Genomic DNA, 7,369 nt, shown 5'->3' on the forward strand with positions numbered 1-7,369 from the left:
CCGCGCCCGTCATGCTCCGCCCGTCATGCTCCGCCCGGCCGCGCCGCCCGGCGGCGGTCGCGGCGCGGGGGGCGGGTGGGGCGGCGCGAGAGCCGGGCGAAGACGGCGACCAGCGCGAGGACGGCGGCGGTGGCGGAGGCGACGACGAGGCCCTCGGTGAGCCCGGGCGGCCGGAAGGCGCAGGCGATCCGGGAGGCGCCGTCGCCCAGGGGGACGCCGATCATGCCGAGCACGGGCGTGGGGGCGGCGCGGCGGCCGCCGTCCACCGCACAGGTCCAGCCCTCGGTGGCCGGGACGGAGAGCAGCGCGGTGCCGGTGGAACCCGCCGGCAGGGCCGCGGTGAGGGTGTGCCCGCCGGCCTCCACCCGGGTGGCGCCGGTCGCGGTCAGCCGGGCGACCGCGTCCTCCAGGGCACCGGCCCGCAGGCAGCCGATCGGGCGGGCGGGCACCTGGCTCACCACGTCCGACCGCAGGGTCACCCGGACCACCCCGTCCGCCGGGACGGTCCCCAGCCGGTGGATCGGCACGGCGGTGGTGGGCTGCTCGCCGTCGCTGCGGAAGGCGCTGCCGAGGCCGCTGACCGTGCCCCGGTACCAGAGCCCGTGGAAGTAGGCCGTCCCGCCCGGCGTGCAGGCGGCGGTGAACACCGTGCCCTCCCCGCCGCTCGGCACCGACCAGCCGCTGGTGCCGTGCAGGGTGGGCGCCGGCCCGCCCGCCGGGACGGGCAGCGGGGCGTCGTACACCTGGCTGCCGAGCAGCGACTCCTGCCGGGCCCAGACCGAGGACCTCTCCGGCCGGGCGCCCGGGGGCAGCACGGTGACCAGCGGCGGCGTGGCGGCCGCCCGGACAGGGGTGAAGGAACGCGGCGCCGGTCCCTCGTCGAGGTGGGTGCGGACCCCGAACAGCGCCTGCCCGACCGGGTCGGTGACGCTTGCGGTCTGCCGCCCGCCGGCCGTCCAGCCCGCGCCGAGGTCGTGCAGCAGCAGGGCGGTGACGGTCGGCAGGTAGCTGCTGAACCAGCCGCCGCCCTGGCCGTTCAGCAGCAGCGGGTCGTTCGGGGTGAAGGCGTGCGGCCCGGGGTCGCTGCGGCCGCGCGGCCAGTCGTCGGCCGCGCGCAGCGTCGCGTGCCCGGCCCGGACCGCCGCCGGGGAGACGTCGTCGGAGGGCGCCGAGCCGAGCGCCGCGTACCCCGACCAGACGGCGTTGCCCAGCACCGCGCCGCCGATCACCCAGGTGGCCAGCGCGTTCGCCCGCCGGTCGGAGTGCCGGCGGTCCAGCAGCCACAGCGCGGCCGACAGGACGGCGCCGCCGACGGCCAGCAGCACCCAGGTGGCCGGGCGCACCGTGTGCCGGCCCGCCGCCAGGCCGGCGATCAGCGCCACCACGGCGGCGCCGCCCAGTACGGTGAGCCGGTCCGGACGGTGCGCCAGCGAGACCCAGCCCGCCAGCACCAGCAGCCCGCTGAGCACGAAGGCCACCCGGTACGGCCCGCCGGCCGGGATCGCCAGACCGTGCCAGACCAGCACGGTCGGGGTCCAGAGGAAGCCGGCCGCCACCAGCGCCAGCGCCGTGCACCACAGGGCGCGCTCCCGCGGCCGCACCCGCCGGTTGAACGGCAGCCCGCACACCACCAGCAGGCCGAAGACGCCGATCGCCACGTCCGGCAGCTGCTGCCCGCCGTGGGTGGCGGGCAGCAGCCGGGCGAGGTGGGCGCCGACGCCGGACGGGCCGAGCGGTTCGACCGGGGACTCCGGCTGGGCCCGGCGGGCGGCCAGCACCGCGACGAACAGCACCGGGGAGGCGAGCAGCACCCCGGCGGTGGCCATGGTGACGGCCCGGCCGGTGGCCCGGACCCGGTGGCGCAGCGGGCGCGGGGCGGCGAACAGCCGGACGGCGAACAGGAGCGCGGCCGCCAGGGTCGCCAGCGCGGCCGTGTACAGGTTGCCCGCCCAGGCGAGCGCGACGCACAGCGCGCCGACAACCCAGTGCCGCTCGCGCAGGCACCAGTCGGCGGCCAGGCCGAGCAGGGGCAGCGAGACCAGGCCCCAGAGCCACATCGGGGCCGCCCCGCCGATGTCCAGCACCCAGGCGCAGAGCCCGTACCCGACCGCGGCGAGCGCCCGCAGCCGGCGCGGGCCCGGGTGGAGGCGGCCGAGCAGCCGGGTCATCAGGGCGGTGCCGAGGCCGATGGTGGCCAGGGTGACCAGGAGGACGGCGAGCCGGCCCTGGTCGCGGGGGAGCAGCGCGGTGGGCCAGGAGAAGGGGTTCATCAGGTAGGCGAAGAAGTCCGCCAGGAACGGGGCGCCGTAGCCGCTGTTCCAGTTGACCAGCAGGTCCCCGGCGGCCTGCCCGTGCAGCAGGTCCCACAGGTGGGCGTGGTAGGGCACGGCGACCGCCTCCGCCCCGGCCGGCCACTGCCCGCTCAGCGCCGCCGCCAGCCCGTACCCGCCCGCGGCCAGCCCCGCGGCACCCCCGCAGACCAGCACCTCCCGCCGCCGCTCGCCCATCCGCACCCCGTTCCACGCGCTTCGCCGAACCCGCCCACCCTAAGCGCGCCCCAGGCGCCCCCGACGTCACGCGCGCCCCCTCGAAGGGGTGATGGGACGGCACCGGCGGGATTCGGCCCGCGACCGTGTCCCCGTGGCAGCAGACGCCGACGCGGAGATGCCGGAGCGGCTGAGGCCGCCGGTCACCGGTTGCACCGCGGACGACCGCGACCGTCCGCATCGTGGACGGCAGGTGTCAGTACCTGGGACGGCGGAGTAGGGTCCGAGCATGTCTCGCACCATTCGTCTCGCAGTTGTTCCCGGTGACGGCATCGGCCAGGAAGTGGTGGCCGAAGGCCTCAAGGTCCTGGGCGCCGCGCTCCCCGCCGACGTGAAGCTGGAGACCACCGAGTACGACCTCGGCGCCCGGCGCTACCACCGGACGGGGGAGACGCTGCCGGACGACGTGCTGGCGGAGCTGAAGTCGCACGACGCGATCCTGCTGGGCGCCATCGGCGACCCGAGCGTGCCGTCGGGCGTGCTGGAGCGGGGGCTGCTGCTCAAGCTGCGGTTCGCCTTCGACCACCACATCAACCTGCGTCCGGGCCGGCTCTTCCCCGGGGTGCGGTCCCCGCTGGGCGGCGAGCCGGAGATCGACTTCGTGGTCGTCCGCGAGGGCACCGAGGGCCCGTACGTCGGCAACGGCGGCACGCTGCGCGCCGGGACGCCGCAGGAGGTGGCCACCGAGGTCAGCCTGAACACGGCGTACGGCATCGAGCGCGTGGTGCGCGACGCCTACCGCCGGGCGCAGGCGCGGCCGCGCAAGAAGCTCACCCTGGTGCACAAGAACAACGTGCTGGTGCACGCCGGGCACCTGTGGACGCGGATCTTCGCCGAGGTCGGCGAGGAGTTCCCCGAGGTCACCACCGACTACCTGCACGTCGACGCGGCGACCATCTTCTTCGTCACCCAGCCGGAGCGCTTCGACGTCATCGTCACCGACAACCTGTTCGGCGACATCCTGACCGACCTGGCCGCCGCCGTCACCGGCGGGATCGGCCTGGCCGCGAGCGGCAACATCAACCCGAGCGGCGAGTTCCCGTCCATGTTCGAGCCGGTGCACGGCTCGGCGCCGGACATCGCCGGCCAGGGCAAGGCCGACCCGACCGCCACCGTGCTGTCGGTCGCGATGCTGCTGGAGCACCTCGGCTTCGCCGCCGAGGCCGCCGGGGTCGAGGCCGCGGTGGCGGCGGACCTGGCCGAGCGCTCCGGAACCCGCAGCACCTCCCAGGTCGGCGACGCGCTCGCCGCCCGAGTATCCGGCTGACGGGCCGGACCCAGGAGCGGAGTTCCGGCCGACGGGCCGGATCCGACAAGGTTTCCGGCCCGGCGGGCCGGACCGCATAACCGCAGCTCGCCGCCCTCGAAAAAAGGGCGGACAGCTGTTCGGCACGGCCCTCTGGATGCGAGTATCGACAGTGGGTCGTGCCGTTGTGCGTCCATTCCGGCGAATGTTGCCGAAACGTATCTGCAGCGGTGGCGGCCCGGACCAACCCCACGGTGAAGGAAACAGCCATGAGTACGGCCACCCAGGCGCCCATCACGTTCGACCTCAAGCCCTCCGCCCAGCCGCTGTCCGCAGCGGAGCGCGAGGCCCGGCTGGTCAACCCCGGCTTCGGCCGGGTCTTCACCGACCACATGGTCACCGTCCGCTGGACCGAGGGCGTGGGCTGGCACGACGCCCAGCTGGCGCCGTACGCCCCGCTGGAGATCGACCCGGCGAACATGACCCTGCACTACGGCCAGGCGATCTTCGAGGGCCTGAAGGCCTACCGCCAGGCCGACGGCTCCATCGCCACCTTCCGCCCGGAGGCCAACGCCGCCCGCTTCCAGGCCTCGGCCCGCCGCCTGGCGATGCCGGAGCTGCCGGTGGAGACCTTCGTCGAGGCCGTCGAGCTGCTGGTCCGCCAGGAGCAGGACTGGGTGCCGAACGAGCCGGAGCAGAGCCTCTACCTGCGCCCGTTCATGTTCGCCACCGAGGTCGGCCTGGGCGTCCGCCCGGCCAACTCCTACCTCTTCATGATCATCGCCTCGCCGGCCGGCGCCTACTTCCAGGGCGGCATCAAGCCGGTCTCGGTCTGGCTGTCCAAGGAGTACGTCCGGGCCGCGCCCGGCGGCACCGGCGCCGCCAAGTGCGCCGGCAACTACGCCGCCTCGCTGGTCGCCCAGGCCCAGGCCGCCGAGAAGGGCTGCGACCAGGTGGTCTGGCTCGACGCCGCCGAGCACCGGTGGGTCGAGGAGATGGGCGGCATGAACCTGTACTTCGTCTTCGGCGAGGGCAAGGACGCCAGGATCGTCACCCCGGAGCTGTCCGGCGCCCTGCTGCCCGGCATCACCCGCGACTCGCTGCTCCAGCTGGCCACCGACCTCGGCTACGCCGTCGAGGAGCGCCGGATCTCCACCGACGAGTGGCAGCAGGCCAACGCCGACGGCACCCTCACCGAGGTCTTCGCCTGCGGCACCGCCGCCGTCATCACGCCGGTCGGCTCGGTGAAGTCCGCCGCCGCCGACTGGACCGTCGGCGCCGGCGAGCCCGGCCCGGTGACCATGGAGCTGCGCAAGGCCCTGCTGTCGATCCAGGGCGGCCAGACCCCGGACACCCACCACTGGCTGCACAAGATCGTCTGATCGCCGCACCCCGTCCGGCACCGCCCGGCCCGGCTCGCCCTTCCGGCCTGCCCGCCCGCCCGCCCGCCCGTCCGGCCCGGCCCGCCCGTTTCGCATCGCGAGACGAGCGGGCCGGATCCCGGGCAGCTGTGCCAGACTGCGAGCGTGTCCTCGCTTTCGCTGATGATTAGCAGCAGGCGCGCCGGTCCGCAGTGACCGCTTCCCGCACGACCCGATGCGGAGCGACCACTAGCGTCCAGACCCGCGCGCAGACCTCTCGCACCCGCGAGGGGTCTTTTTGTTTCTCCCGGACCGGCCGACGGCCCTCACAAGGGGCCCGGGGACACCGGGACCGCGCGCGGGATCATGGACAGTGGAGCCGGGACGAGAAAGTCCGGCAGAGCAGTACCTTCCTCCCCGAAACGGAGAACCAGGGGTCATGACCGAGGTCACCCGTACCGACGACAGTTTCCACGTGTTCGACACCACGCTGCGCGACGGAGCACAGCGGGAGGGCATCAACCTGACGGTGGCGGACAAGCTGGCCATCGCCCGGCACCTGGACGAGTTCGGGGTCGGCTTCATCGAGGGCGGCTGGCCCGGCGCCAACCCGCGTGACACCGAGTTCTTCGCCCGCGCCGCCACCGAGCTGGAGCTGGAACACGCCCGGCTGGTCGCCTTCGGCGCCACCCGCAGGGCCGGCGGCAGGGCGGCGGAGGACCCGCAGCTGGCCGCGCTGGTCGCCTCCGGCGCCCCGGTGATCACCCTGGTGGCCAAGGCGCACGACCGGCACGTGGAGCTCGCGCTGCGCACCACCCTGGACGAGAACCTGGAGATGGTCCGGGACAGCGTCGAGTTCCTCCGCTCCCAGGGGCGGCGGGTGTTCATCGACTGCGAGCACTTCTTCGACGGCTACCGGGCGAACCCCGAGTACGCGGTGTCGGTGGTCCGCACCGCGCACGAGGCCGGCGCGGACGTCGTCGTGCTCTGCGACACCAACGGCGGGATGCTGCCGGCCGGCGTGCGGGAGATCGTCGCCGAGGTGCTCGCCAGGACCGGTGCTCGGCTCGGCATCCACGCCCAGGACGACACCGGCTGCGCGGTGGCCAACACCCTGGCCGCGGTGGACGCCGGCGCGACCCACGTGCAGTGCACCGCCAACGGCTACGGCGAGCGGGTCGGCAACGCCAACCTGTTCCCGGTGGTCGGCGCGCTGGAGATCAAGTACGACCGCCGGGTGCTGCCCGCGGGCCGGCTGGCCGAGATGACCCGGATCTCGCACGCGATCGCCGAGCTGGTCAACCTGACCCCCTCCACCCACCAGCCGTACGTCGGCTTCTCGGCCTTCGCCCACAAGGCGGGCCTGCACGCCTCCGCGATCAAGGTCGACCCGGACCTCTACCAGCACATCGACCCCGAGCGGGTCGGCAACACCATGCGGATGCTGGTCTCCGACATGGCCGGCCGGGCCTCCGTCGAGCTCAAGGGCAAGGAGCTCGGCTACGACCTCTCCAGCGACCGGGACCTGGCCGGCCGGGTGGTGGCCAAGGTGAAGGAGCAGGAGAACCTCGGCTACACCTACGAGTCCGCCGACGCCTCCTTCGAGCTGCTGCTGCGCGACGAGGTGCGCGGCGGCCGGGACCGCTTCTACACGCTGGAGTCCTGGCGGACCATCAGCGAGCAGGGCCCGAAGGGCTTCACCGGCAACGAGGCCACCGTCAAGCTGTGGGCCAAGGGCGAGCGCCGGATCGCCACCGGCGAGGGCAACGGCCCGGTCAACGCGCTGGACCAGGCGCTGCGCGCGGCCCTGGAGGGCATCTACCCGCCGCTGGCCACCTTCGAGCTGGTGGACTACAAGGTCCGCATCCTGGAGGGCCAGCACGGCACCGGCTCCAAGACCCGGGTGCTGATCGAGTCCACCGACGGCGCCGCCACCTGGTCGACGGTGGGCGTGGCCGACAACGTGGTCGCCGCCTCCTGGCTGGCGCTGGAGGACGCGTACACCTACGGCCTGATCCGGGCCGGCCTGGAGCCCACCGAGTAGTCGCCCCGAACGCGCCTGTGGCCCGCGGGACCTCGCCGGAGGTCCCGCGGGCCACGGTCGTGCGCGATCACCGCAGTCGGGCCAGCAGGGCGTGTTCGACGAGGGTGATGAGGGCGCTCTTGGCGCTGTCGCGGCGGCGGGCGTCGAGGGTGATGACGGGGGTGTCGGCGCC

The 7,369-nt window shown here is 74.4% G+C and carries 4 protein-coding genes and 1 pseudogene; 3 read left to right on the top strand and 2 right to left on the bottom strand.

What is annotated here, in order from left to right; all coding sequences use genetic code 11:
• Positions 1-23: 23 nt before the first annotated feature.
• Positions 24-2,507 carry a YfhO family protein gene (locus ACZ6EM_RS11760; RefSeq protein WP_465772301.1) on the bottom strand — a complete coding sequence of 828 codons (2,484 nt, stop codon included), beginning with the start codon at positions 2,505-2,507 and terminating at the stop codon, positions 24-26.
• Between the two features lie 268 nt (positions 2,508-2,775).
• On the opposite strand from ACZ6EM_RS11760, the gene ACZ6EM_RS11765 reads away from it, so the two are divergent.
• From ACZ6EM_RS11765 to cimA, 3 genes are all read left to right on the top strand, one after another.
• Positions 2,776-3,813 (top strand): 3-isopropylmalate dehydrogenase, encoded by a 1,038-nt coding sequence (locus tag ACZ6EM_RS11765; RefSeq protein WP_359915405.1) that lies wholly within the window; start codon positions 2,776-2,778, stop codon positions 3,811-3,813.
• Positions 3,814-4,061: 248 nt separating this feature from the next.
• On the top strand, positions 4,062-5,174 hold the full coding sequence (locus tag ACZ6EM_RS11770) for a branched-chain amino acid aminotransferase (protein WP_401049504.1): 1,113 nt from the start codon (positions 4,062-4,064) through the stop codon (positions 5,172-5,174).
• Positions 5,175-5,592: 418 nt separating this feature from the next.
• Positions 5,593-7,197 carry a citramalate synthase gene (gene cimA / locus ACZ6EM_RS11775; RefSeq protein ID WP_401049502.1) on the top strand — a complete coding sequence of 535 codons (1,605 nt, stop codon included), beginning with the start codon at positions 5,593-5,595 and terminating at the stop codon, positions 7,195-7,197.
• A 67-nt stretch (positions 7,198-7,264) separates the two neighbouring features.
• On the opposite strand, the pseudogene ACZ6EM_RS11780 reads toward cimA, so the two are convergent.
• Positions 7,265-7,369: pseudogene (locus ACZ6EM_RS11780) on the bottom strand (ATP-binding protein); the annotation flags it as partial.

This window comes from Kitasatospora sp. NPDC041917, from assembly GCF_055589745.1.